Annotated in this window: 22 protein-coding genes; 14 read left to right on the top strand and 8 right to left on the bottom strand. The window is 59.6% G+C overall.

What is annotated here, in order from left to right; all coding sequences use genetic code 11:
• Positions 1-53 precede the first annotated feature (53 nt).
• From IE091_RS09865 to IE091_RS09855, 3 genes are all read left to right on the top strand, one after another.
• On the top strand, positions 54-518 hold the full coding sequence (locus IE091_RS09865; protein ID WP_016914089.1) for a hypothetical protein: 465 nt from the start codon (positions 54-56) through the stop codon (positions 516-518).
• A 173-nt stretch (positions 519-691) separates the two neighbouring features.
• Positions 692-1,324, top strand: a complete 633-nt coding sequence (locus IE091_RS09860) for a L,D-transpeptidase (protein ID WP_189463562.1) — start codon at positions 692-694, stop codon at positions 1,322-1,324.
• Between the two features lie 226 nt (positions 1,325-1,550).
• Positions 1,551-1,814: an Lpp/OprI family alanine-zipper lipoprotein gene (locus IE091_RS09855; RefSeq protein WP_096922831.1), complete on the top strand. Its 264-nt coding sequence runs from the start codon at positions 1,551-1,553 to the stop codon at positions 1,812-1,814.
• Between the two features lie 130 nt (positions 1,815-1,944).
• On the opposite strand, the gene IE091_RS09850 is transcribed toward IE091_RS09855, so the two are convergent.
• Positions 1,945-3,066, bottom strand: coding sequence for a L,D-transpeptidase family protein (locus IE091_RS09850; protein WP_189463561.1), 1,122 nt, complete (start codon positions 3,064-3,066; stop codon positions 1,945-1,947).
• Between the two features lie 97 nt (positions 3,067-3,163).
• Positions 3,164-6,613: a transcription-repair coupling factor gene (mfd, locus tag IE091_RS09845; RefSeq protein WP_189463560.1), complete on the bottom strand. Its 3,450-nt coding sequence runs from the start codon at positions 6,611-6,613 to the stop codon at positions 3,164-3,166.
• A 245-nt stretch (positions 6,614-6,858) separates the two neighbouring features.
• On the opposite strand from mfd, the gene IE091_RS09840 reads away from it, so the two are divergent.
• From IE091_RS09840 to sthA, 9 genes are all read left to right on the top strand, one after another.
• Positions 6,859-8,322 (top strand): glyceraldehyde-3-phosphate dehydrogenase, encoded by a 1,464-nt coding sequence (locus IE091_RS09840; protein ID WP_096922832.1) that lies wholly within the window; start codon positions 6,859-6,861, stop codon positions 8,320-8,322.
• A gap of 284 nt (positions 8,323-8,606) precedes the next feature.
• Positions 8,607-9,956: a Na(+)-translocating NADH-quinone reductase subunit A gene (locus IE091_RS09835; protein WP_189463559.1), complete on the top strand. Its 1,350-nt coding sequence runs from the start codon at positions 8,607-8,609 to the stop codon at positions 9,954-9,956.
• Positions 9,956-11,182: an NADH:ubiquinone reductase (Na(+)-transporting) subunit B gene (locus IE091_RS09830; protein ID WP_096922834.1), complete on the top strand. Its 1,227-nt coding sequence runs from the start codon at positions 9,956-9,958 to the stop codon at positions 11,180-11,182. The genes IE091_RS09835 and IE091_RS09830 overlap by 1 nt, the downstream gene beginning before the upstream one ends.
• Complete coding sequence (locus IE091_RS09825; protein WP_039179806.1) at positions 11,182-11,997, top strand: Na(+)-translocating NADH-quinone reductase subunit C; 816 nt, start codon at positions 11,182-11,184, stop codon at positions 11,995-11,997. Before IE091_RS09830 ends, IE091_RS09825 begins: the two co-directional genes overlap by 1 nt.
• A gap of 2 nt (positions 11,998-11,999) precedes the next feature.
• A complete protein-coding gene (locus IE091_RS09820) occupies positions 12,000-12,668 on the top strand; it encodes an NADH:ubiquinone reductase (Na(+)-transporting) subunit D (protein ID WP_189463558.1) in 669 nt (222 codons plus the stop codon).
• A 1-nt stretch (position 12,669) separates the two neighbouring features.
• Positions 12,670-13,287 (top strand): NADH:ubiquinone reductase (Na(+)-transporting) subunit E, encoded by a 618-nt coding sequence (gene nqrE, locus IE091_RS09815; protein WP_039179812.1) that lies wholly within the window; start codon positions 12,670-12,672, stop codon positions 13,285-13,287.
• A 70-nt stretch (positions 13,288-13,357) separates the two neighbouring features.
• Positions 13,358-14,590, top strand: a complete 1,233-nt coding sequence (nqrF, locus tag IE091_RS09810; protein WP_096922836.1) for an NADH:ubiquinone reductase (Na(+)-transporting) subunit F — start codon at positions 13,358-13,360, stop codon at positions 14,588-14,590.
• A 181-nt stretch (positions 14,591-14,771) separates the two neighbouring features.
• Positions 14,772-15,026: a (Na+)-NQR maturation NqrM gene (gene nqrM, locus IE091_RS09805; protein WP_039179819.1), complete on the top strand. Its 255-nt coding sequence runs from the start codon at positions 14,772-14,774 to the stop codon at positions 15,024-15,026.
• Positions 15,027-15,059: 33 nt separating this feature from the next.
• The gene (gene sthA, locus IE091_RS09800; protein WP_016914076.1) at positions 15,060-16,451 is read left to right on the top strand and encodes a Si-specific NAD(P)(+) transhydrogenase; all 1,392 of its coding nucleotides are present in this window, start codon (positions 15,060-15,062) and stop codon (positions 16,449-16,451) included.
• A gap of 189 nt (positions 16,452-16,640) precedes the next feature.
• On the opposite strand, the gene IE091_RS09795 is transcribed toward sthA, so the two are convergent.
• The 5 genes from IE091_RS09795 to leuS form a co-directional block, all read right to left on the bottom strand.
• A complete protein-coding gene (locus IE091_RS09795) occupies positions 16,641-17,603 on the bottom strand; it encodes a PA2778 family cysteine peptidase (RefSeq protein ID WP_189463557.1) in 963 nt (320 codons plus the stop codon).
• The gene (locus IE091_RS09790) at positions 17,581-17,979 is read right to left on the bottom strand and encodes a PA2779 family protein (protein WP_039179822.1); all 399 of its coding nucleotides are present in this window, start codon (positions 17,977-17,979) and stop codon (positions 17,581-17,583) included. The genes IE091_RS09795 and IE091_RS09790 overlap by 23 nt, the downstream gene beginning before the upstream one ends.
• 100 nt (positions 17,980-18,079) lie before the next feature.
• Positions 18,080-19,147 (bottom strand): DNA polymerase III subunit delta, encoded by a 1,068-nt coding sequence (gene holA / locus IE091_RS09785; protein ID WP_096922838.1) that lies wholly within the window; start codon positions 19,145-19,147, stop codon positions 18,080-18,082.
• Positions 19,144-19,638 (bottom strand): LPS-assembly lipoprotein LptE, encoded by a 495-nt coding sequence (locus tag IE091_RS09780; protein ID WP_096922839.1) that lies wholly within the window; start codon positions 19,636-19,638, stop codon positions 19,144-19,146. Before IE091_RS09780 ends, holA begins: the two co-directional genes overlap by 4 nt.
• Positions 19,635-22,220 carry a leucine--tRNA ligase gene (gene leuS, locus IE091_RS09775; protein ID WP_189463556.1) on the bottom strand — a complete coding sequence of 862 codons (2,586 nt, stop codon included), beginning with the start codon at positions 22,218-22,220 and terminating at the stop codon, positions 19,635-19,637. Before leuS ends, IE091_RS09780 begins: the two co-directional genes overlap by 4 nt.
• 164 nt (positions 22,221-22,384) lie before the next feature.
• Here leuS and IE091_RS09770 point away from each other — a divergent pair, with 164 nt between their 5' ends.
• Positions 22,385-22,903, top strand: a complete 519-nt coding sequence (locus IE091_RS09770) for a zinc ribbon-containing protein (RefSeq protein WP_039179834.1) — start codon at positions 22,385-22,387, stop codon at positions 22,901-22,903.
• Position 22,904: 1 nt separating this feature from the next.
• On the opposite strand, the gene IE091_RS09765 is transcribed toward IE091_RS09770, so the two are convergent.
• Entirely contained in the window at positions 22,905-24,221 is a 1,317-nt protein-coding gene (locus tag IE091_RS09765; protein ID WP_189463555.1) for a hypothetical protein, read from the bottom strand.
• Positions 24,222-24,977: 756 nt separating this feature from the next.
• Between IE091_RS09765 and IE091_RS09760 the strand changes: the two genes are divergently transcribed.
• Positions 24,978-25,943, top strand: coding sequence for a hypothetical protein (locus tag IE091_RS09760; protein WP_189463554.1), 966 nt, complete (start codon positions 24,978-24,980; stop codon positions 25,941-25,943).
• Positions 25,944-25,954: the final 11 nt, after the last annotated feature.

Below are 25,954 nucleotides of genomic sequence, written 5' to 3'. Positions count from 1 at the left end.
AAATTGCCGATCATGACCATGCTATGGAGTACGTTACTCAACAGGAGGCAAGGATGCGATACAACCAGGTGAAGGATCTCATGGAGTGGGCCGCCGGTTACCACGCGCGCATGGCGCGCCAGTACAGTGCCGCGGCCGATGCCGCCGAGCACGAGCGTCTTGCCATGGCGCTCAACTACCTCGCCAGCAGCGAGTTGACCATGAAGTCTGGGCTCGAAGCGCTGTTTCATGATGGGTCGGATCAGCGTGAAGTGCTGGAGCTATGGTTCGACGAATCGGGTGACTTCCCTCAGCCTCCGCTGCTGGAGGCGCTGGCCGAGCAGGACGTGGCCGGATCGCTGGACGAGCTGACCGCCACGGCGGTGGAGTCACATCATCAGCTTCAGCGTCTCTATGAACATCGTGCATCGCGGGCCAAGGTGGCGCCAGAAGAGACGTTCTTCACGACCCTGGCCCAGGGGCATGCCGCCGAAGCGCGCAAGCTGGTGGCCAGCCTGCAGGAGCTGGAAGGCGTCTGACAGGGTGTTACGTTGAAGCACAGTTGGCGGTTGAGATAGCAGGCATTTTGGGCGTTTATTGAAGAGTCGATACGCTGACAAAAGCCGCATGAATAGGGTATAACAGTACCCATCCATGCGTTATTGGCCAGCCGTGCCTTGCCTTTCGCGCTGACCCATTTTCGAGAGCAACAATGATGCCTGTAAACCGTCGCCGATTTTTGGCGCTGGCACTGGGTTGGCCCGTAGCGGCCAGCGCGGCGACTACCAGCGCCCTGCCTGATTACGAGCCCACCGACCTGGTCGCAACCCTGCTGGCCAGGGCCGACGTGCCACGCCACAGTAACGAGGTGTGGGTGCTGGTAGACGACAAGGATGCGACGCTTAGCGTGTTTCGCGGCCATGCCCTGGTAGAGCGATTTGCGCCGGTATCGCTCGGCCGTGGCGGCGCCAGGACCCACCGTATACGCGGCGGTAACGTGACGCCGCTGGGTGAGTTTAGAATTAATCGATTTAATTTCGAAAGCCAGTGGCATATCTTCATTGGTATCGATTATCCTACGCCACCTCACGCGCGCATGGCGCTCGAAAAAGGCATCTACTCCCAGGCGGACTACGAGGCCTATTTCGACCACTATCGCCGTTACGGCTCCCCACCGCAGGATACCGCGCTGGGGGGAGCCATTGGGATTCACGGCATTGGCCGAGGAGACCCCGATATCCATGGCAACTTCCACTGGACCCAAGGGTGTGTGGCAGTGACCAATGAGCAAATCGAGCGGGTTGCCGAGCTAGTAGGAGTTGGCACACGCGTGGTGATCCGCTAGGCTTATGTTGTTGAAGGAAGTTCCAGGTTTTTGCACACGCGACTATAGACAACCGCTGTGGTCTATTATAAAACAGCGTTTGACTTGCGTACCCCACGGGTAAGCCCTGGTACAAGTCGGTGAAAAGAACCTGCATCGCAGGTAGACAAATCTAAGCTAATAATTTAGCTTTATTTTTTGTCATACCCTTAAACGTAGTACCCAAGGAAGACTCAAGGAGAACATCATGACTCTTAAGACTGCTCTGAAAATGACCGCCGCTGCCGCTTCTCTGGCAATCCTGGCTGGCTGTGCTTCTACCAGCGCTCTGGAAGAAGTTCGCTTGACTGCTGAATCTGCACAGGCTGACGCTGCAGAAGCTCGCAGCATGGCTTCACAGGCTCTGAACACTGCAAACCAGGCTCAGCGCGACGCGCAAGCTGCCCTGCAGATGTCTGAGCAGAACCGTGAAGAAATGAACCGCATGTTCCAGCGTTCCATGCAGAAGTAATTCTGCCTGGGCCGTCAGGTTCGTCAAGAACCCAACGGCTGCTGTTGGATGTGAAAAACCCCGCCATCTGGCGGGGTTTTTTTTGCGTGATCAGCAGAGGGCTGGGCCGTCAGAGACGGCCCGTGAGGCGCTAAGCGTCGCCTTCGATGCGAACCACGGTAGACAGCTCGATATCCCCCAGAATGCCTTCCAGCTGAGGCTGCTGGGCTTCGGTCTGTGGCTCTTCAGCGGCGGCTTGCGGGCCGTAGAGCGCAACGAAGCGACCGTCAGGCTCGGCGATGGCACGCTGGATCTGGGCTTCATCGATATCCACCTGGTCTTCCACCAGGGCGTTCAAACGCTCCATGGCCTCGCGCAGGGGCTCTGAGCCTTCGACGTTCTCCTCCAGCTGTGGGTACGACTGCACGAACAGCGTGCCGTCAGCCCCCCAGCCTGCCTTGAAGGGAGCATCCATCAGGTTGACCTGAGTGCCGCTGGGCAGACGCTCGTAGAGCGACTCGATATCTTCCGGGTACATGCGAATGCAGCCACGGCTGGCACGCATGCCGACGCCGTCAGGACGGTTGGTGCCGTGGATCAGGTAGCTCGGCATGGCCAGCAGGATGGCATGGCGACCCAGCGGGTTATCAGGGCCAGGTGGTACGATGGCTGGGGCGGGCTCGCCACGGGCGGCGGCTTCACGGCGCATGGAGGCGGGCGGTGACCAGGCGGGGTCCTTGACCTTGACGGTGGTGCGGGTAATGCCGACTGGGGTGGCGAAACCGTCACGACCGACGCTGACCGGGTAGGTCTCGACGATGCCGGGGTTGTTGGCCGGGTAGTAGTACAGGCGCAGTTCCGACAGGTTCACCACCACCCCTTCACGCGGTGCGGGGGGTAGGATGTATTGGGCCGGAATGACGATTTCCGTGCCTTCGCCAGGTACCCACATGCTGACGCCAGGGTTCGCCATGCGGATCTCTTCGTAGCCGATGTTGTGGCGACGAGCGATGTCGATCAGGGTCTCTTCGGGGTTGTCCACCGTTACCGTGTAGTACTCACCGATGATGTCACCCTGCTCGGGCAGGCGAAAATGCCCGCGTGGCAGTTCGTGGCGCGCCTCGGCGACCTGTTCGGCACCGGCAGTGGCTTCACTGCTGACCGCAGCCTGCTCTGAGGCGGGTTGGGCATAAACGGGTCCGGTCAAGCTGGCGGCCAGCAGGACCGCCAGACTGGTGGGGCCCCAACGGTTGATGATCTTGCGAGTCTTCATGGTCGTTCCTAATCAAGTATGCACTGCAGAGACGCCTGGCGGTGGTTGGCCATGCGTTGGCAGGGTTGTCTGCTTAATGACAAGTTTGCCCCAAGGTTCACGCCTTCGCTACTTTTTGATTAAGGGTGTTTAACAGTGTTTCAACCTTCTCAAAGCGTTGCTCGGCGGTTTCCATCGCAAATTCAAATCTTAACGTGTCGGAACCGTCCAGTCGGTAGTGCTGCGGAGAGGTCTGGATCAGCGTCACCAGGGTCAATGGGTCGACCTGGGTAGAGCCGTCGAACAGCACTCGGCCCCTGGATTCACCGGCCTCGATGCGGGCAATGCCGAGCTGTTCGGCGCGCTGGCGCAGCCGCGTCTGGCGGATCAGGTTCTTCAGCGGCTGAGGCAGCAGGCCGAAACGATCGATCAGCTCTACCTGCAGCTCTTTGAGCTCGCCATCCGACTGGGTGTTGGCAATGCGCTTGTACATCACCAGGCGCTGCTGCACGTCGTGCAGATAGTCGTCGGGGATCAGCGCGGGCAGGTTCAGGCTGATTTCCACGCCGGTGTTGAAGGGGGCGTCGATGTTGGGCGTCTTGCCTGCCCGAATGGCCTTCACGGCGCGGTCGAGCATTTCCATGTAAAGCGAGTAGCCAATGGTTTCCATCTGGCCGCTCTGCTCGTCGCCCAGCAGCTCCCCGGCGCCGCGAATTTCCATGTCGTGGCTGGCCAGGGTGAAGCCCGCGCCCAGGTCGTCGGAGGCGCTGATGGCTTCCAGGCGTTTGACGGCATCCCGGGTCATTGCCTTCGGCGAAGGCGTGAGCAGATAAGCGTAGGCCTGGTGGTGGCTGCGGCCCACGCGCCCACGCAGCTGGTGCAGCTGGGCCAGGCCGAACTTGTCGGCCCGCTCGATCAGAATGGTGTTGGCGCTTGGCACGTCGATGCCGGTTTCGATGATGGTCGAGCACACCAGTACGTTGAAGCGCCGATGATAAAAGTCGGACATCACGCGTTCCAGGCTACGCTCCGGCAGCTGGCCGTGGGCCACCGCCACTCGGGCTTCCGGCACCAGCGCGCGAATCTGTTCGGCGGCGTTTTCGATGGTCTTGACTTCGTTGTGCAGGAAGTAGACCTGGCCGCCGCGCAGAATTTCACGCAGCAGGGCCTCCTTGATCACGCTGTCGTCGCGCTGCTGGACGAAGGTTTTGACCGACAGGCGGCGGGCGGGTGGCGTCGCGATGATGGAGAGGTCGCGAATGCCGCTCATCGCCATGTTCAGCGTTCTCGGGATGGGCGTGGCGGTCAGCGTGAGAATGTCGATCTCGGCCCGTAGGGTCTTGAGCTTCTCCTTCTGGGCGACGCCAAAACGGTGCTCCTCATCGATGATCAGTAGTCCCATCTTGGGCAGCTCGACGCTCTTGGACAGCAGCTTGTGGGTGCCGATGACGATATCGGTCTGCCCGCTCTTGATGCTCTCCAGGGTCTGGGTCGTCTCTTTGCCGCCGGTAAAGCGCGAGATCAGGCTGATGTTCACCGCCGTGTCGGCAAAGCGGTCACGGAAGTTTTCGAAATGCTGGCGTGCCAGCAGGGTAGTGGGCACCAGGACCACCACCTGCCTGCCCGACTGTACGGCCAGGAACGCTGCGCGCATGGCGACTTCGGTCTTGCCGAAGCCCACGTCGCCGCAGACTACGCGGTCCATTGGCTGGGGCGATACCATGTCGCTGATCACGGCTTCGATGGCGGCCTGTTGGTCGGGAGTCTCCTCGAAGGGGAAGCTGGCCGCGAAGCGCACGTACTCTTCGCCGGGGGCTTCGTAGACCACCCCTTGCTGGGCCTCGCGCCGGGCGTAGATGTCGAGCAGTTCGGCGGCGGTGTCGCGAATCTTCTCGGCGGCCTTGCGGCGGGCCTTCTCCCACTGGTCGGAGCCCAGCTTGTGCAGCGGTGCCAGCTCGTCGTCGGCACCGCTGTAGCGAGAAATCAGGTGCAGGCTGTCCACCGGAACGTACAGCTTGGCCCCGTCGGCATAGGAGAGCGCCAGGAATTCGTTGGCCTGGCCCCCGGCTTCCAGGGTTTCCAGGCCCAGATAGCGGCCCACCCCGTGGGCCTGGTGGACCACCGGCGCCCCCTCGCGGAGTTCCGACAAGTGGCGAACTGCCAGTTCGTTGTCATCGGTGGCTTTCTCGCGGCGGCGGCTCTGTCGTACCACGTCGCCGAACAGCTCGGTTTCGCTGATCACCGCCAGGTCGGGCGTTTCCAGCAACAGGCCGCTGGCCACCAGACTTTCGGTGATTGCCAGGGGCTGATTGCCTTGCAGGAAGGCGTGGAAGCTCTCCACGTGGGGTAGCGAGAGTTTGAGCGGTGCCAGGACTTCTTCGAGTGCTTCTCGGCGGCCACGAGATTCCGCCACGAACAGCAGGCGCGTATCGGGTTGCGCCGCCATGAAGTTTGCCAGCTCGGCCAGCGGCTGCTTGGCCCGCGCATTGATGGCCAGCGAGGGCAGGGCGCGGGCCTGGGGTGCCAGCGCATGGCGCTGCTGCTCGTCCTCGGTGAACTCCACTCGGGGCCGTGCCTTGATGGCCGCAAACACGTCGCTAACCGGAAAGAACGCACGATGGGGCGGCAGCAGGGGGCGTGTCGGGTCGACGCCCAGATTGACGTAGCGCGCTTCGATGGCCTGCCAGTGCTGTTCGGCGGCAGCGAAGACGCCCGGCAGCAGGGCGATCCGGGTGTCATCTGTCACGTGGTCGAACAGCGACGCGGTTTCGTCGAAGAACAGCGGCAGGTACTGCTCCAGTCCCGGTGAAGGAATGGCCTTCAGGGCGTCGTTGTAGAGCGGGCACTGGCGCGGGTCGACGTCGAACAGGGTCTCGAACTGCTCGCGGAAGCAGGCAATGGCGCTGCGGCTCAGCGAGTACTCGTGGGCGGGCAGCAGTTCGATGCCGTCGATTTTGTCGGTAGAGCGCTGGCTGCCTGGGTCGAAGTGGCGCAGGGTGTCGATCTCGTCATCGAACAGGTCGATACGAATCGGCTCGTCCATGCCCATGGCGAACAGATCGATGATGGCCCCGCGCATGGCGTATTCGCCCGGCTCGTAGACCGTTTCCACCGCGCGATAGCCCGCCCGTGAAAGCGATTCGCGGAAGGTTTCACGGTCGAGCCTGGCGCCGGACTGCAGGGTCATGACGCGGCCTGCAATGTAAGACACCGGTGGCAAGCGCTGCATCAGCGTGTTGATGGGCACCAGCACGATGCCGCGCGCGCCGTCCTGCAGCTGCCTCAGCGTGCGCAGGCGGGCGGAGATAATATCCTGGTGCGGTGAAAAACTGTCGTAAGGCAATGTTTCCCAATCGGGGAACGGCAGCACCGGCACGCTGCTGTAAAAGGCCAGATCCTGCTCCAGGCGCTGGGCGCTGGCGGTATTGGGCGTAATGACCAGCAGTGGTGCGCTGACCGCCACCTGGGCCAATGCCAGCGCAGTGGCGCTGCCCGGCGGCGCTTTCAGGTAGAGCGTATCGCGTATCCCTTGCGGCTGAGGCGGTTCGAGCAGAGAAAAAGAGGTCATGGAGTCGGCTTCGTTTTGCGCTGGAACGGAACCAGAATCATACACGAACGACACTTTTACGCAGCGCCTTTCGGCCCGTGGGGCGGGCAGGGTCGTCATCGCGCGTTGCATCATTGGTGTTTGTAGTCAATGCCCTGTTTCTGTAATACCCCTACATCCTGTGCGACTATCCATTCATTGCGGCCACGCCGCTGGCTCCGGATAATGCCCCCTGAAAATCCCCTTCACTACCTATGAGGCCGCCCGTGAGTCAGCAAACTCTCGACAACGTTTTTCAGGATTGGCAGAACAACGAAGCTCTGGCCGAGCAAATGATCCCGCTGGTCGGGAAGCTGTATCGCCAGAACAACGTTGTCGCCACCATGTTCGGACGTTCTCTGATCAAGCGGTCGGTTATTCGGATTCTTAAAGACCATCGTTTCGTGCGCAAGATCGAGGGCACCGAGCTGTCCGTGGAAGACACCTTCCCGATCGTTCAGGCCATGAGCGAGATGAACCTGGGTCCGGCCCACGTCGATGTGGGCAAGCTGGCGGTGATGTTCAAGCGCCAGGGCGGCGGTGATCTGAACGCTTTCCTGCGCGGCGAGCTGAACGACATCATCGATGGCTACCAGCCCGGTGCCAGCACCGGTGAGCCCCAGGACGTGGTGCTTTACGGGTTTGGCCGTATCGGTCGCCTGCTGGCCCGTGTCATGGTCGAAAAAGCCGGTGGCGGCAACCTGTTGCGTTTGCGTGCCATCGTGGTGCGTGGCCGTGGCGACGTGGGCAAGGACCTCGAGAAGCGCGCCAGCCTGCTGCGTCGTGATTCTGTCCATGGGCCCTTCGATGGCACCATCACGGTAGACGCCGAAGCGCGTACGCTGACCATCAACGGTAACGTGGTTCAGGTGATCTACGCCGATTCGCCCAGCGAGATCGACTATACCGCTTACGATATCCATAACGCCGTGGTGGTGGACAACACCGGTATCTGGCGTGATGAAGCGGGCCTGGGCCAGCACCTGGAGTGCAAGGGCGCGGCCAAGGCGCTGCTCACGGCGCCGGGCAAAGGCGATATCAAGAACGTCGTGTTTGGCATCAACCACGAAACCATCGGCGAAAGCGACCGCATCGTGTCGGCGGCGTCGTGCACTACCAACGCCATCGTACCGGTGTTGAAAGTGCTCAACGATGAGTTCGGTGTGGTGACCGGCCATGTAGAAACCGTGCATGCCTACACCAATGACCAGAACCTGATCGACAACTACCACAAGGGCGACCGTCGCGGACGCAGCGCTGCCCTGAACATGGTATTGACCGAAACCGGTGCGGCCAAGGCCGTCGCCAAGGCGCTGCCCGAGCTGGAAGGCAAGCTGACCGGCAACGCCATCCGCGTGCCCACGCCCAACGTCTCCATGGCGATTCTGAACCTGACCCTGGAGAAGGGCACCGATGCAGTGGCGCTCAACGACTACCTGCGTCGCATGTCCATCGACTCGGCCTACCAGAAACAGATCGACTTCGTCGATTCTGCGGAGGTGGTCTCGTCGGATTTCGTCGGCAACCGTCATGCCGGTATCGTGGACGCCAAGGCGACCATCGCCAACGGCAACCATGCCGTGGTCTACGTTTGGTACGACAACGAATTCGGTTACAGCTGCCAGGTCATCCGCATTCTTCAGCACATGTCCAACGTGCAGTTCCTGAAGCTGCCGCGTCAGGCCAGCTGAGCGGTCGGGGAGGGTGTTCGACTAATACAGCATTAGATGAAACACCATGCCTTTCAAGCGCCACCTTCGGGTGGCGTTTTTGTATATAGCACTTTCGGAGGCGGTCAGGGATGTGGTCATTGGCCGCGCTTATCTTTATAATACGATGGATTTTTTCGGGGTGGTCCAAGCTTGCTTGGGCCGGACTGGTAACAATCTGAACAGAAAACAAGAATTCGCTGAGCAGAAATTAAGCAATCGAACCCCTTACCTTCGTATATCCGATCCATCAACTGGGCGAGACTATGATCGAAGTCAAAAAAGGCCTGGATCTCCCCATCACGGGAGCGCCTGAGCAGCGTATTGAAGATGCGCAGCTTGTGCGTCACGTGGCAATCCTGGGCACCGACTACGTTGGCATGAAGCCAACGATGGAAGTTCAGGAAGGGGATAAGGTCAAACTAGGCCAACTGCTCTTCACCGACAAGAAAGTCGACGGCGTGCGCTTCACCGCACCCGCCGCTGGTGAAGTGGTAGCTATCAACCGTGGCGAAAAACGTCGTTTGCTGTCTGTGGTCATTAAAGTCGACGAAAATGAAGAAGCGATGACATTCGCTTCCCATGATCGTGGCACTTTAGGACAGTTGGATCGTCAGACCGTTGTCGACCAACTGGTCGAGTCGGGTCTCTGGACTGCCTTGCGCACCCGTCCCTTCTCGCGCACGCCTGCCATCGACAGCGTTCCTGCCGATATCTTTGTCACCGCCGTGGATACCCATCCGCTCAGCGCTGACCCGGCACTCATCATCAATGAGAACTCCCAGGCATTCGAAGACGGCCTCAAGGTGCTAACCCGCCTGACCGAGGGCAACGTTTTTCTGTGCACGGGTGCCAACGCATCACTGCCCGGCAGCGATGTCAGCGGCGTCAAGACCGAAACCTTTGCCGGGCCGCACCCTGCAGGTCTGGTCGGCACGCACATTCACTACCTGTCGCCTGTCGCGCTGCACAAGAAAGTGTGGCACATCGGTTATCAGGATGTGATCGCGTTCGGCAAACTGTTCGTGGAAGGCAAGCTGGACGTCTCCCGCATCGTCGCGGTAGGCGGCCCACGCGCCGAGAAACCTCGTCTGCTGCGCACCCGCGTGGGCGCCAGTACCCAGGAACTCCTGGCAGGCGAAGTGATCCAACCTGAGGACACTCGTGTCATCTCCGGTTCGGTATTTTCAGGCTTTGCCGCCGAGGGCAATATCACCTATCTGGGTCGCTTCCATAATCAGGTCAGCTTGTTGGAAGAGGGTAACAAGCGCACCTTCATGGGATGGCTCTCGCTGGGTGCGAACCGTCACTCCATCATGGGCATTTACCTGTCCAAGTTCAAAGGCCTGAGCAACTACGCGCCAACCACTTCCACCAATGGCTCCGAGCGTGCCATGGTGCCGGTGGGCAACTACGAGCGCGTCATGCCGTTGGATGTCATGCCGACGCAGCTGCTGCGTTCGCTGATTGTGGGCGACATTGAGGTTGCCATGCAGCTCGGGTGTCTGGAGCTGGACGAAGAGGATCTGGCGCTGTGTACCTACGTTTGCCCCGGCAAATACGAGTACGGCCCCATCCTGCGTGACAATCTCACCATGATCGAGAAAGAGGCCTGATGATGGGTATTCGACAAACACTCGATAATCTCGAGCCGCATTTCCACAAGGGTGGCAAGTACGAGAAGTTCTATCCGCTGTACGAAGCGGTAGACACCATCTTCTACTCACCCCCGAGTGTCGCCAAGACCACTGCCCACGTTCGTGACGGCGTCGATCTGAAACGCATCATGATCACCGTGTGGATGTGTACTTTCCCGGCCATGTTCTTCGGTATGTGGAACGCTGGCTGGCAAGCCAACACCGCCATCGAAGCAGGCTATGCTTCCATGGGCGGCTGGCGCGAAGCGATCATGATGACCCTGGCGGGTGGCCATGATCCGGGTAGCCTGTGGGCCAACTTCGTCCTCGGTGCCACCTACTTCCTGCCCATCTATCTGGTGACCTTCGCGGTCGGCGGTTTCTGGGAAGTCCTGTTCGCGGTCAAGCGTGGCCACGAAGTCAACGAAGGCTTCTTCGTCACTTCCGTGCTGTTCGCACTGATCCTTCCGGCGACCATCCCGCTCTGGCAGGTGGCCCTGGGTATCACCTTCGGTGTGGTGATCGGCAAGGAAATCTTCGGCGGTACCGGCAAGAACTTCCTGAACCCCGCGTTGACTGGTCGTGCTTTCCTCTACTTTGCTTACCCGGCACAGATTTCCGGCGACGCAGTATGGGTGGCCGCCGATGGCTACACCGGCGCCACGGCACTGTCTTTGGCGTTCCAGGACGGCATGAGCGCACTGACCAGCACTTACACCTGGTGGGATGCCTTCATTGGCTACGTGCCGGGCTCCGTGGGTGAAGTGTCGACCCTGGCGATCCTGATCGGTGCTGCGGTACTGCTGTGGACCAAGATTGCCAACTGGCGCATCATGCTGGGCGTGTTCCTGGGCATGGTGATCACCAGCACGCTGTTCAATCTGATCGGTTCCGACACCAACGCCATGTTCGCGATGCCCTGGTACTGGCATCTCGTGGTGGGTGGTTTCGCCTTCGGTATGGTGTTCATGGCAACCGACCCCGTGTCGGCCGCGATGACCAACCAGGGCCGCCTGCTGTTCGGTGCGCTGATCGGTGTCATGACCGTGCTGATCCGCGTGGTGAACCCGGCCTTCCCGGAAGGCATCATGCTGGCCATCCTGTTTGCCAACCTGTTCGCACCGCTGATTGACCACATGTTCGTCCAGGCCAATGTCAAGCGCCGTCTCAAGCGTACTGGCACACCGGCCGAGGAGACTGCCTAATGGCACAAGGTAACAACTCCATCAAGAAAGTACTGATCGTGGCGTTTTCGCTGTGCATCGTGTGCTCGGTCATCGTTTCGACGGCGGCCGTGGCACTGCGCCCTGCGCAGCAGCTCAATCAGGAACTCGACCGTAAGACCAACATCCTGCGCGTTGCCAATCTCTATGAGAGCGGCATGGACGTAGAAGCCGCTTTCCGTGAGGTAACCCCACGCGTGGTCAACCTCGAAACGGGCGAGTACTCGGATCAGCACGATCCCGAGACCTTCGACGGCTTCGAAGTTCGTCGTGATCCGGCGGCCTCGCGCACCCTGTCAGGTGAGCGTGACCCGGCGGGCCTGTCCAGCGTCGAAAACTACGCCACCGTCTACCTGGTGGGCGACCCGGACAGCCCCGAGCAGATCATTCTGCCCATCCGTGGCCAGGGCCTGTGGGGCCTGATGCGCGGCTTCCTGTCGGTCGAAGGTGACGGTAATACCATCGTCGGTATCACCTACTTCGAGCACAGCGAAACGCCAGGGCTGGGTGCCGAGGTCAACAACCCCCGTTGGCAGGCTCAGTGGGAAGGCAAGCAGATCTTCGACGAAGAGGGTGATCTGGTACCGGCTATCCGTGTCGTGAAGGGTAGCGGTAGCGGTGACTATGAAGTCGACGGCCTGTCGGGTGCCACCCTGACCGCTAACGGTGTTAACAACATGCTGCAGTTCTGGCTGAGCCCGGAAGGCTTCGGTGAATACCTGGCCAAGTTCCGCAGCGGCGTTGACCAGGAAGACGTTCAGGACGCTGACGTCGAACTCGAAGCGGAAGGAGCTTGATCATGGCGGACGTAAATGCAAAAAGCGTCTTGACGGCGCCGGTCTTCAAGAATAACCCGATTGCCCTGCAGATCCTCGGTATCTGCTCTGCGCTGGCGGTGACCACCAGCATGAGCGTATCGCTGGTCATGACCCTGGCGGTAATCTTCGTAACGGCTTTCTCGAACCTGTTCGTATCGCTGATTCGGAACCACATTCCGTCGTCGATTCGTATCATCGTCCAGATGACGATCATCGCCTCGCTGGTTATCGTGGTCGATCAGATTCTGAAAGCCTACGCCTACGAAATGTCCAAGCAGCTGTCGGTCTTCGTCGGTCTGATCATCACCAACTGTATCGTCATGGGACGTGCAGAAGGTTTTGCCATGACCAACTCTCCCGGCATGTCCTTCCTGGACGGTATCGGTAACGGACTGGGCTACGGTTTCGTTCTGATGGTCGTTGGTTTCTTCCGTGAACTGCTGGGTGCGGGCAGCATCTTCGGCTTCACCGTACTGCCCACCGTGCAAAACGGCGGCTGGTACGTGCCGAACGGTCTGCTGCTGCTGCCGCCGTCTGCCTTCTTCATCATCGGTCTGTTGATCTGGGCAATTCGTGCCTACAACCCCGAGCAGGTAGAAGACAACGAGTTCAAGATGACGCACAACACCAAGCCGAAGGAGGCTGTGTAACATGGAACACTATCTAAGCCTTTTCGTTGCTTCGGTTTTCGTCGAGAACCTGGCGCTGGCTTTCTTCCTCGGGATGTGTACCTTCCTGGCGGTTTCCAAGAAGGTCTCGGCGGCATTCGGTCTGGGCATCGCGGTCATCGTGGTACTGACCATTGCCGTACCGGTGAACAACCTGGTATTCAACCTGCTGCTGGCAGAGGGCGCGCTGACCTGGACGGGTATCAGCGGTGCAGAAAACATCGATCTCTCGTTCCTTGGCCTGTTGAGCTACATCGGCGTTATTGCTGCGCTGGTGCAGATCCTGGAGATGTTCCTGGATAAATACGTACCTGCGCTGTACAACGCGCTGGGCGTATTCCTGCCGCTGATCACCGTAAACTGCGCCATTCTTGGTGGTGTACTGTTCATGGTGGAGCGTAACTACAACTTCGGCGAATCCGTCATGTACGGCTTCGGTTCGGGAGTAGGCTGGGCGCTGGCCATTACCGCGCTGGCCGGTATCCGCGAGAAGCTGAAGTATAGCGACGTGCCTGGCGGCCTGCAGGGTCTGGGCATCACGTTCATCACCGTTGGCTTGATGTCACTGGGTTTCATGTCCTTCTCGGGCATCCAGCTGTAATCGGAGCCGGTTTTCTCGGCAGCCCCTGGGCTGCCGAGGTACAGAAAACCTTCAGCAATAGGAAACCGACATGGTTGATACATCTGTCATCTTGCTCGGTGTTGTCATGTTCACGATCATCGTCATCAGCTTGACGGCGATCATTCTGGCAGCGCGAAGCAAGCTAGTGAGTAGCGGGGACGTGACGATCGAAGTCAACGGCGACCCCGAGCACACCCTGAGAACCCAGGCTGGCGGCAAGCTGCTGAACACCCTGGCGGCCAACGGCATCTTCCTGTCGTCTGCCTGTGGTGGCGGCGGTTCTTGCGCCCAGTGCAAATGCCGAGTGGAAGAGGGCGGCGGCTCTATCCTGCCCACCGAAGAATCTCACTTCACCATGCGTGAGAAGAAAGAGGGCTGGCGTCTTTCCTGTCAGGTACCTGTGAAGCAGGACATGAAAGTGGAAGTGCCGGAAGAAGTCTTCGGCGTGAAGAAGTGGGAAACAGAAGTCACCGCCAACCCCAACGTGGCGACCTTCATCAAGGAGCTGAATCTGAAGCTGCCTGAAGGTGAAGAAGTGGCCTTCCGTGCGGGTGGTTACGTGCAGCTGGTGGCACCGCCTTACGATATCAAGTTCTCCGATTTCGACATCGAAGAAGAGTATCGTGGCGACTGGGAAAAATTCGGCCTGTTCGATATTACCCACAAGAACAACGAGGAAGTCATCCGCGCCTACTCCATGGCGAACTATCCGGAAGAGAAAGGCCTCCTCAAGTTCAACATCCGTATCGCCACGCCGCCTCCGGGCAGCAGCCATCCGCCTGGCCTGATGTCTACCTACGTCTTTAACCTGAAGCCGGGTGACAAGGTAACGGTCATGGGTCCGTTTGGTGAGTTCTTCGCCAAGGACACCGACGCGGAAATGGTCTTCATCGGTGGTGGTGCCGGTATGGCCCCGATGCGTAGCCATATCTTCGACCAGCTCAAGCGACTGAAGTCGGACCGCAAGATTTCGTTCTGGTACGGTGCGCGCTCCTGGCGCGAGACCTTCTACAACGAAGAGTACGACCAGTTGGCCGAAGAGTTCCCGAACTTCGAGTGGCATCTGGCGCTGTCCGATCCGCAGCCGGAAGACAACTGGGAAGGCCCGACGGGCTTCATCCACAACGTGCTGTACGAAAACTATCTGAAGGACCACCCGGCGCCTGAAGATTGCGAGTACTACATGTGTGGGCCGCCCATGATGAACGCTTCCGTCATCAAGCTGCTGCTTGATATGGGAGTCGAGCCGGAAAACATCCTGCTGGATGACTTCGGCGGCTAAGGTAGCGCAGACGCGCTCCACAACGGGGCTGACCTTCGGGTCAGCCCCGTTGGCGTTTATGCCTGATCATTTTGTGTTGGCTGAGGTACAATAGGGCCAACTTTCAAGGCACTTATTGGCCCAACCGTGGTCGGCAGGTGTGACCATTCAACGATGCTAGCAACACAGCTGGGAGAACATCATGGCAATCTGGCTACTGGTATTTGGCTTCATGGCGCTGGTAATGACCGCAATGGCGGTGGGCGTACTGATGGGACGCAAACCCATTGCAGGCTCCTGTGGCGGGCTCAACCAGCTCGGTTTGAAAGATGGCTGCGATATCTGCGGCGGCAAGGACGAAGTATGCGAAGAAGAGAACCGCAAACGTAACAGTGCGCGCCGCCGCAGCGACGAGAGCCGCGGTGCCGACCTGGGCTACGATGCCACGCGTCGCTAAGCTCCCGTTTATTTTCAAGGAGAACGAAACCCTATGGCGGTTCACAATTATGATGTCGTGGTAATCGGTACTGGCCCGGCTGGCGAGAGCGCTGCCATCAACGCAGCCAAACATGGCATGCGCGTGGCCATCATCGAAAAGCAGGCGCAGGTAGGGGGCAACTGTACCCACTGGGGCACGATTCCTTCCAAGGCGTTGCGCCATCAGGTCAAGCAGATCATGGCCTTCAACACCAACCGCATGTTCCGCGACATCGGTGAACCCCGCTGGTTCTCGTTTCCCAAAGTGATGGAGCGCTCTCGCGGCACTATCGACAAACAGGTCGAAATGCGTACCACCTTCTATGCGCGTAACCGCATCGACCTGTTCCATGGCGTTGCCCGCTTCAAGGACGAACACACCGTGGTGGTGCGTGACCGCCAGGAAGGCATGGAAGAGCTGGTGGCCAAGAAGATCGTCATTGCCACGGGCTCCCGGCCTTACCGCCCGGCAGACATCAACTTCCGCCACCCGCGCATCTACTGCTCGGATACCATTCTCAGCCTGTCGCATACGCCGCGCACCCTGGTGATTTTTGGTGCCGGGGTCATCGGCTGTGAATACGCCTCGATCTTTTCCGGCCTGGGCGTCAAGGTGGACTTGATCAACAACCGCGATAGCCTGCTGTCGTTCCTGGACGACGAGATCAGCGATGCGCTGTCGTATCATCTGCGCAAACACGGCGTGCTGATTCGTCACAACGAAGAGTACGCCAGCGTCGAAGGCGACGAAGCCGGGGTAGTGGTGCGCCTCAAATCAGGCAAGAAAATCCGCGCTGATGCCTTCTTGTGGGCCAATGGCCGCACCGGCAACACCGACAGCCTGGGGCTCGAGAACATCGGCCTGGAGGCCAATGGCCGCGGTCAGCTGAGCGTGGACGAACACTACCGCACGGGGATTCCACATATCTATGCCGCAGGCGACGTGATTGGTTGGCCAAGCCTGGCCAGTGCCGCCTACGATCAGGGGCTCAACTCGTGCAACGAGCTGCTGGAGAAGGAGTACCGTTTCGTCAGCGACGTGCCGACCGGTATCTATACCATTCCTGAAATCAGCTCCTTTGGCCCCAATGAGCGCGAGCTGACCGAAGCGAAAGTGCCTTACGAAGTCGGCAAGGCGTTTTTCAAGGATACCGCCCGTGCCCAGATCACCGGCGATACGGTCGGTATGCTGAAGATCCTGTTCCATCAGGACACCCTGGAGATTCTCGGTATCCACTGCTTTGGCGACCAGGCATCGGAGATCCTGCACATCGGCATGGCCATCATGCAGCAGGAGGGCAAGGCCAATACGCTCAAGTACTTCGTCAACACCACCTTCAATTACCCCACCATGGCAGAAGCCTACCGAGTGGCGGCACAAAACGGTCTGAACCGGGTGTTCTAAGCGGTCAGGGCGGGCCTTCCTGAAAAGGTTGGCCCTGCCATCAGCTTCGGTAGGAGGCCGCTTTAGCGGGCGAATGGCGCCGTCAGGCGCCCTGGCCAAGTCCCCGTCGCGAGCTGAAGCTCCCTCCCACGGGTGCATTTCAGCACCGTCGCGAGTTGAAGCTTCCTCTCACGGCTCTTCAGGGCGACGCTATAGCGTTTCCAAAAGCTGTCTAGCCCGGGGCTGCCATTCGCCTTCAAGGGAAGCGGCTTGGGTAAGCGATGCTCTGGCGTCTGCAAGGCGCGCTTGCTGGAATTGTAAAATGGCCAGATTGAGCCACGCAGCACCCATCTCCGGGTCGAGACTCGTGGCCGTCTCGAAGGCGGCCAGGGCGGCTTCGGGCTGGCCATCGGCATACAGGGCATTGCCTAGCGCAAATTGCCCTGTAGGATTTTGCGGGAAGCGTTCACTGAATGCCTGCCAACTGCTCAGCGTTTTCTCTGATCCGTGCTGCTCTTCAAAGGCACTAATGGCCTCTAGCGCATTGCGCGCCGTGACACCTTCGGGCAGCGTGCCCGGCTGGCTGACCACGAACCCCCAGCGCTGGCTGCGTGCCCAGGTGGCATCGAAGCGGCTGAACGACAGGCGGTGGCGCTCGATCTCGCCGCTACGCAGCAACAGCGTTTCATCGGGCAGGTCGTAGCCAATGGCTACCGCGTAGTGCCACATGGGGAAGGCGGGCAGCGCCAGGTTCTGCATGACCACCACAGGGTCACCCGCCGCCAGGTGGCCGAGAAGGGCATCCATGGTGGCGCGAATGGGGATCGCCAGCCGCTCCTGGCGACGCACCGTGGCCAGCATTTCCGGTTGCACGCTGCCATCTCGCCCCGGAATGAACACCTGGGGGATCAGCTCATCGACGCTGGTGTCCACCCCTTCATGGGTCAGCACCATGGCCAGGGTGGCGGGGCCACACTGGTACTCGGTCTGGGCGAAGAACGGCACGTCTTGCAGCTCTGCTTGCGGCGGTAGGTCACGCTGGGTGCTTTCCAGCAGCACGGGGGCGCGGGCACAGCCACCGAGCAGCAGTACCAACGCTAAAACGCCCGCAGTGCGGGCGTTGAACAAGCGGTGGAGCAGGCCGAGGCGCTTAGCGGGTAAACGGATAGACATCGGTCAACCCGAGAATGTCGGTGATCAGCAGAATGATGAAGACCGCAAACAGGGCTCCGATCACGCCCGCACCGGCCGGCAGCTCTTCCAGCTGTTGTGCCATCTGTTGAGCTTCTGCATCACTCAGCGCCGCCACACGGGCTTCCACATCGGCGGGGTTCACACCCTGCTTTAGCAGTTGATCCTGCACATCGGCACGGGCGAGGATTTCATTGATACGCTCGCGGTCCGCACCGGCACGGTCGCCTGCTAAAACAGACTGCGTCGATACCAGATCCATGCCTTGAGGAGCGGTGGGTGCCGCCACGACGGGCAGGCTGGCCAGCACTAACGCAGCAATCAAAAGGGTCGAGAGGTAAGCACGCACTGTTTTCATCGTCTTCTTCCTTAGACTGGTCGGGGAGCAAGCGTTTTTAGCGCTTGAATCAATAGTATAGAAACAAACGTCAAGAGATTTAAGACAAAATGGAAAAGTGCTAATTATTTGCACTAATCCGGTAGGTCCAGGGGGTTTCGGAGAGAATGCCCCGGGCGCCTGCCATGCTCATGGCCAGGTCGTGAAGCCCGGCCCAAAGCGGCACCGGCGATGCTCCTTTCACAGCCAGATCGAGCCGCTGTGCCATCAGCAACAGCTTGTGCAGCCGCTTCATGGGCAGCCGCTGGATGGCTTTCTGGTACGCCGGGCGGCGCTTGTCGAAAATCATCGGCTTCTGGCTTTTGCAGGCGTGCTCGAAGCTCTGCCCTTGATCCAGATGCTGATGCAGCGAGAGCAGGGTGCGCAGCTCGCGGGTCAGTGCCCAAAGCACGATAGGCGCTTCCACGCCTTCGCTTTTCAGGCCGTTGACGATGCGCGAGGCACGGCTGGGTTCCCCCTTCAGGCACGCATCCGCCAGGTTGAAGACATCGAAACGCGAGCTGTCTTCCACGCCCTGGGCGATGCTCTCGACCCCCAGGCGGGCCTGGGGCGAGTGCATCAGCGCCAGTTTCTGCAGCTCCTGGTCGGCGGCCAGCAGGTTGCCTTCGGTACGTTCGCCCAGCAGCCTGGCGGCGTCCAGGTCGAGCTGCAGGCCATGCAGGGCCGCTCGGTCACGCAGCCAGTAGCCCAGCCGCGAGGCATCGACCGGCCAGACCGGCACGAACAGGCCGTGCTTGTCCAGCGCTTTGAACCAGGCCGACTTCTGCTGTTTGGCATCGACCTTGCCCATGCTGATCAACAGCAGGTCATCGCTGCCTTCCATCAGTTCGGCGTACTGGGCCAGCGCCTTGCTACCATCCTGCCCCAGCTTGTGGTTGCCCAGGCGCAGCTCCAGCAGCTTGTTGGAAGCGAACAGCGACAGGTTGCTGGCCGTTTCCAGCAGCCGCCCCCAGGCAAAGTTGGGCTCCACATCGAGCACTTCGCGCTCTTCGATACCGGCCTGGCGCGCCGCTGCACGTACCGCATCGCAGGCGTCGCGGTGCTGCAACGGCTCGTCTCCCGCCACGATCACTGCCTTGGGCAGCTTCTTGGCCAGGGCTGCAGGCAGCTGGTCGGCAAATACCTTCACCGCAGCGCCTCGAGATTGGCCAACCGCTCGACGATTCGCTGGGCCAGCTGGCGAGTCAGGGTCTGCTCGGCTTCCTGGAACAGCGTCTCGCGGTTCAGCAGGTCGTCATCGCTGACACGAATCCGCGTGCTGGTACTCAACGTGGCGTTGTTCAGGGCGTAGGCATTGGTTTCCCGCTGCTGCACCGATAGCGACGTGCTCAGCGTCAGCTCATGCTCACGGCTGGCACGACCATCGGTCCCGATGCGCCGCTCCTGAAGCGAAGGGGTGCCCAGAGTGACGCGCCAAGGCGCGCCGTTTTCCACCTCGGTGCCCAGCTGCTGCAGGCGGGTGCGCAGCTGTTGGGCGAGGGTGCTGTTGGCATCCCCCTCCAGGGCCAGCGGCGGCAGGTTGGGCATGGAGTCGGTGCCGCGCAGGCGGAACCCGCAGCCGCCCAGCAGCGCCACCGCACAGGCGGCGCTGCCAAGGGTCAGGAAATGACGTCGATTCATCCGCTCACCACGATGTTGACCAGCTTGCCCGGCACCACGATCACTTTACGGACCGTCTTGCCTTCCAGATGGCGCTGGACGTTGTCGCTCTCCATCGCCAGTTTCTCGATGGCGGCTTTGTCGGCGCTGGCCGGGGCTTCCAGGCGAGCGCGCAGTTTCCCGTTCACCTGTACCACCAGCTCGATGCTGTCGCGGGTGAGGGCGGCTTCATCCACCGCTGGCCACGGCGCTTCGATGGCAGGCTGGGTGTGGCCCAGCTGCTGCCACAACGTGTGGCACAGGTGCGGGGTGATCGGGGCCAGCAGCAGTACGCAGGCTTCCAGCGCTTCACGGCTCACCGCCAGGCCCAGCTCAGAGCTGTCGTCGAACTTGGCAACCGCGTTGGAAAGCTCCATCACGGCGGCAATGGCAGTGTTGAAGGTGGTGCGGCGGCCAATGTCGTCGCTGGCTTTCTTGATGGTCTCGTGGGTCTTGCGACGCAGCGCTTTCTGGTCGTCGTTCAGCGCATCCACGTTCAAGGTGCCGGGGGTGCCCGCCGCCAGATGCTCGGTGACCTGACGCCAGATCCGCTTCAGGAAGCGGTGCGCACCCTCGACGCCGGAATCGGACCACTCCAGCGACTGCTCGGGCGGGGCGGCAAACATCATGAACAGGCGCACGGTGTCGGCCCCGAACTTGTCGATCATCGACTGAGGATCGACGCCGTTGTTCTTCGACTTGGACATCTTCTCGATGCCGCCCATTTCCACCGGCTGGCCGTCGCTCATCAGCACGGCGCTCAGCGGGCGGCCTTTCTCGTCGCGCTGCACTTCCACATCGGCCGGGTTGAACCACTCCTTGCCGCCGTTATCCTTGATGCGGTAGAAGGTTTCGGCGATCACCATGCCCTGGGTAAGCAGCTGCTGGAACGGCTCGTCGGAATCGACCATGCCGAAATCGCGCAGCAGCTTGTGGAAGAAGCGGGCGTAGAGCAGGTGCAGAATGGCGTGCTCGATGCCGCCAATGTAGAGATCCACCGGCAGCCAGTAGTTGGCGCGCTCGTCCAGCATGGCCTCGTGGTTATCCGCACAGCAGAAGCGGGCGAAGTACCAGGAAGACTCCATGAAGGTGTCGAAGGTGTCGGTTTCACGCACCCAGCCGTCGCCCAGCTCGGAGAACTCGGGCATCTTCTTCAGCGGCGAGCCGGAGGCATCCACGGTGACTTCCATGGGCAGCGCCACCGGCAGTTCATCATCGGAGAGCGGCACGGTCTGGCCTTCCGGGCCGTACTTCACCGGAATCGGCGCGCCCCAGTAGCGCTGGCGGGCAATGCCCCAGTCGCGCAGGCGGTAGTTGGTTTTCACCTCGCCACGGCCTAGCTCGGCCAGTTTGGCGGCAATGGCATCGAACGCCGCCTGGAATTCCAGGCCGTCGAACTCACCGGAATTGATCAGCGTGCCGTGCTCGGTGTAAGCACCTTCGGAGATATCCGGCGTGTTGCCGTGCTCGTCGGCGACCACCGGCTTCAGCTCGACGCCGTACTTGGTGGCAAACTCCCAGTCGCGCTGGTCGTGGGCGGGAACGGCCATCACCGCGCCGGTGCCGAACTCCATGAGCACGAAGTTGGCCACGAACACGGGCACTTCTTCGCCGCTCAGCGGGTGGATGGCCTTGTGGCCGGTGGCCATGCCCAGCTTCTCCTTGGTGGCCATTTCCGCCTCGGAGGTGCCGCCCTTGGCGCACTCTTCGCAGAACGCAGCCATCTCGCTGCTCTGCTCGGCGGCCTGCTTGGCCAGCGGATGGCCAGCGGCCACGGCCACGTAGGTCACGCCCATCAGCGTGTCCGGGCGGGTGGTGTACACCGCCAGCGGCTCGCAGGCGCTGCCATCGGCGGCTTTGATCTCGAAGTTCAGCTCGACGCCACGGGATTTGCCGATCCAGTTGCGCTGCATGGTCTTGACCTGCTCGGGCCACTCGACGTTGTCCAGGTCCGCCAGCAGCTCATCGGCGTAGTCGGTGATCTTCAGGAACCACAGCGGGATCTCCTTGCGCTCTACCGGCGCACCGGAACGCCAGCCGCAGCCGTCGATGACCTGCTCGTTGGCCAGTACGGTCTGATCGACCGGGTCCCAGTTCACCGTGGACATCTTCTTGTAGACCAGCCCTTTCTCCACCAGCTTGGTGAAGAACCACTGCTCCCAGCGGTAGTAGCTGGTATCGCAGGTGGCGAATTCACGGCTCCAGTCGTAGGCAAACCCCAGTGCCTTCAACTGATTGCGCATGTAATCGATGTTCTGGTAGGTCCACTTGGCGGGCGGCACCTGATTCTGGATGGCGGCATTTTCCGCCGGCATGCCGAAGGCATCCCACCCCATGGGCTGCATGACATTTTTGCCCTGCATGCGCTGGAAACGTGAGACAACGTCGCCGATAGTGTAATTACGCACGTGGCCCATGTGCAGCTTGCCGCTGGGGTAGGGGAACATGGATAGGCAGTAGAACTTCTCGCGGTTGGCGTCTTCTACGGCTTTGAAGCACTGGTGCTTTTCCCAGTACTGCTGAGCATCACGTTCGATATCACGGGGGCTGTAGTGTGCGTCCATCGGTGTTTTCAATGCCTTGGGGTCATTCGCCCAAAAAAAGGGCGCAAAGTGAATAGTGGATGACGACTGTCAGATAAGTAACGTCGATTGTATCCTATGCCGGTGTATCCTTGAACGGCTAGCCGATGATAGGCAGTACCTGTGGCAACAAAAGGAGAGGACCCATGGAAAAACATAACGATCATCGCCTTCGCGAAGGCTACGAGCGCCTGCTGGAACGCATGCAGGATGGCGCCAACGAACTCACCTGGGAAAACCTGCAAAAGGACTTGGACGACGCCGTTGCCTTTGAAGCCGAACTGGAAGAGTACACCAAGGACGAGCTGGCCCTGCTGCGCGCCTGGGTAGAGCGCGACCTGAAAGACATGCGCTACTACATGGCCGATACCGGCAAGCAGGTGGCCAGTTGGCTGGGCATCGACCTGGACCGGCTTTCCCGCCGCGTGGCAGAGTCGCTGCTTTCCATTGCCGACCGCAGCATCGTCGAGCGGGAGCGCTTCGAAGACGACCTTGAAGCCGCCCGTGCCGACTACTGCGAAGGCGAAATCGCCGCCCCCGGCCTGATGGCCTGCACCCACTGCGACGCCCAGGTGATGCTCAACGAAGTCGCCCGGCTGGAGCCCTGCCACCAGTGCGGCCACCGCTACTTCTACCGCTTCCCCAACAAGATCATCGAAACCTGAGCTATAGGCCCAACCAGGCGCTCAAGCCTGCGATCGCGCCCAGCGACAGCAGGCTCATGAGCGCCGCATAGGGCAGGTTGTTCTTCATCATCTGGTAGCCGCTGACCCCATAACGCCCCTGTAACGAGAGGTTGATACCGGAAAGCGGCCCCACGCTGGTACCCACCGCCCAGGCGCTCAGCCCCACGAAGGCAAACAGGGTTTGCTCCGCACCGCTGAGATTGAGCACCGAGGCCAGCACCGACACCCCAATGATCGGGTGCAACCCCACCAGCGCGCTCAAGGCAATGGCTGCGAAGCTGGCCATGGCCTGAGGCGCGCCAAACCGCGCAAACAGCGTCCACGCATCGCCTGCCGCTGCGGCCACCAGTGTGGAAAGCCCCACGGTCAGCAAGCCCGCCGCCAGAAACAGCGAAATCTCCCCACGCATGGCCGGTAACCGTGTGACGGTGTGCTGACGCAAACGGCGCAGGGTAAAGCGCGGCCCCGCAGGCAGGTTGCTTAGCAACGCCACGCCGGGAATCAGGAAGGTAATGATGCTGACGATGCTCAGCGCAGGCGTCAGCCAAACATGGAACAGCATGACCAGCGCCGCCATGCCCGCAGGCATGAACAGGCTACGCGGCGATAGCGAAAAACCATCCACCTCGGCCAAATCGAACCGCCGCCGCAGCTCTAATGTGGTCAATAGCCCCGAGAGCATGGCCATCGGAAAACCCACCACGGCAATCTGGGCGTACTGCACCGAGGGCACCAGGGCGATGACCACCGCCATGGAGGCAAAAAACGGCGACCACAGCGCCGCGCTGCTCAACCCCCGGTTCAACGCCAACAGCTGCGGCGTGGTCAGCGGCCCGCGCCGGGCCAGCCGGTCGCCCACCATCAGCACCGTGGAAAGGTTCAGAATGGTGCCCAGAAAATGCACCCCCAGCCAGGTACGCAGCACGCCCGCTGCCCCCGTCAACCGCCTGCCCGGCGCACGCTTGTTGCCCTGGGTGCCGATCAGGGAAATAAAGCTCACCCCCACCAGCATGGTGGCCACGAACACATTGCCCTGGAGCATGGCAGGCCAATTCACCGCCGCCCCATACACCGTGTGCGCCACCACCAGCATCGTAGCCCCCAGCGCGCTCAACACCCCCGCCTGACGCCGCGAACGCCGAGGAATATCCCGCCACAGCAACACCACCGCCGCCCACAGCAGATAGCTCACCCCCTGCGCCGCCGCGAAAGCCCCGGTAAAGCCCACCACCTGCACCAACAGCCCCAGCAACAACAACCCGCCCGCCACCCGCTGCCGCCTCGTCGTCTCTTGCATCGCACACCCTTACTGGTTGAGTTAGCAGGCTAAGCTGCTTTGCAAAAGAAGGCCAGCAACAAGAGCGAGGGGAGGGCTGAGACAGCCGATGCCGGGGATGCACCATGTGCGAGATGAAAGATGTTGGGAAAGGGGAAAGGGGAAAGGGGATGCGAGGGATGCGATGGAGCTGAGGGAAATGAGGGGTGTAGGATGTGTGACGTGGGAGGGCGCTTCAGCGCGCGACGATCAAGCCACCAATCCAACGATAATGCCTCCAACAACGACAACGCCACCAACCCCGTAGCGCGGCGTAACGAGCAAAGCGAGGCACCCGCGAAGCACCGCAACGCGGTGCCGATACAGCCACCCAAGCCAATCACAAAGCAAGAGACCACTTCAGCCCGCAAAGATCAAACCACCTAGCCAGCCAACCCCGTAGCGCGGCGTAACGAGCAAAGCGAGGCACCCGCGAAGCACCGCAGCGCGGTGCCGATACAGCCACCCAAACCACGAAAAAATTTTCGCCAGATAGGTGACCTAAGCAGATTTTATGCATAGAGTATGATTTAACAGGCAAAACGAGCGGGCACGATAATAGGGGATATGTAGCCTGATCTAATGGAGTGTTTTTTTAAATCAATAGGTTAGGTGGTTTTTTGGGGCTGTATAACATCAATGACTGTGATCGCTCAGTTATTGGGGTTATGTAGCGGGCTATATAACCACTGTTATAACTCCAATCAAATGGTTGCTTAGCGATTAAGGACTTTTTAGATGTTTAGCTTTAAGCTTTCATTTCGACTATCAAACAATCAGATGGATTCAAAAGAGACGAGCATAAAGCTAATTGACGAAAGAGATATCTATTTAACTTCATCAATAAAGAATAAACCGTTATGTGACTCAAATAGCGTGGAGATTGTTGGCTCCCAATATGAAACATATCGAGAGGCTGCAATTGATATGCTTAGAGTGGAACAAGCATTTAAAATGTCAGCCCTGTCAGAACACGTAGGTGTCTCTTTATCTAATGAAGGGCATGATGATTACCCTCTGCATGAAATGTTGAAAAACATGGAAAAGCCATTTCTAGGTAGTGGGGTAATGTTTAAGCAGCTTGTTTTTCGACGTGTCTTTGAAGCAAGAACAGAATTTTTCGATCCTAACCCATCACAAGAATTTGAGCCAATCCAATGCGCCAATTTGGTGAGTCAGTTTGATAAATATTATACAAAATATAATGTTGTTTTTGATTTATTACCTGCAATAGATATGCTCAATAGCATTAGGTTCGAATATTCTAGCAAAGTCAGACTAATACTATCGATGACAGTGGTAGAGATGTTATCTGATCCAAAAAACACTCGAACCCCAGAAGAGATAGAACTAATTGACAAACTTATGAGCGATGTTGAAATATCAGATATCGATGAAAATAAAAAGAAATCTCTTAGCTTAGCCATTGCAGGGTGTAAAAGCCTTTCTATAAGCAACTCATGTAAAAAACTAGTAAAAAGTAAATTGGGCAAAAAAAGAGCTGAAGATTTTTATCGCTTATACAATTATCGCTCAAGAGTTGTACACTCTGGAGGTATAGAAGATCCATTTCGCGGTAATGATGAACTTCAGGCTGAGATCTACAAAGCTGCTGGAGAAGCAAATTTACTAGCTTCAGACTTGGTTGATGCTGTTCTTGAGGAGCATATTAATGACGGTCAACCTCAGTTCATGGAGTTATAACAAGTGGTTCC

The sequence above is a fragment of the Vreelandella hamiltonii genome, assembly GCF_014651775.1.
GTDB lineage: Bacteria > Pseudomonadota > Gammaproteobacteria > Pseudomonadales > Halomonadaceae > Vreelandella > Vreelandella hamiltonii.
The sequence above is the reverse complement of the archived record's forward strand: the minus strand, read 5'-3'. Positions and strand labels throughout refer to the sequence as shown.